At 50.9% G+C, this 640-nt stretch carries 1 protein-coding gene; it reads right to left on the minus strand.

From position 1 onward, the window contains the following. Positions 1–640 (minus strand): Ig-like domain-containing protein (locus FE392_RS20020; RefSeq protein WP_319931880.1); only part of this gene is annotated, 640 nt, incomplete at both ends.

Consider the following 640-nt stretch of genomic DNA (forward strand, 5'->3'; position numbering starts at 1 on the left):
GACCGTCTTCACCTTAACGCCATCTAATTTATTCACCAATTCAATATTAACCTTTTTGCCACTGATCGGATTGTCGTATTTATCCAATAAAGTCACTGTTAATGTTGCTTCGCCTCCGATCTTAGTTTGCGCCACGCTGGTGACAAACGTGGATTTTTGCACGTCAATCGGGGCCGGTGTTACTGTCAGGGTCGGCATATCTTGATACTGTTTGCCATCCAATGACGCTTTAAACACGAATGTACCGACATTCAAAAGATTCAGGCTGATCTCAGCCATTCCTTGGGTATTTGTCTGGCTGGACAGATTTGTCTGGCGGGGGTTGTCGTAGACCAGATTGGCAGCGGGCTGCCATGACACTGTCATGCCCTCCAGGGGGTTATTGTTGGTATCAACGACTTTCAGCGAATAGCTCACGGTATCCCCCGCCTGCACGGGGCTTTGGCTGATCGCCAAATCTGTCATCTGCGGGGTACGGCTATCAGCCAGCAGGGTAAGCCGCGGTTTATTGTCTAGCGTTATGCCACCCACCGACACGGTCAGGGTCACTTCGCCGCTTTTTGTTCCGCTGATGGCGACATGATATTCACCGGGACGGGCCTTAACTTCTGTCACTTGCGCCGGAATAGTGATCCCCGCA

This window comes from Xenorhabdus santafensis (assembly GCF_033949405.1).
In the GTDB taxonomy this organism is placed as follows: Bacteria; Pseudomonadota; Gammaproteobacteria; order Enterobacterales; family Enterobacteriaceae; genus Xenorhabdus; species Xenorhabdus santafensis.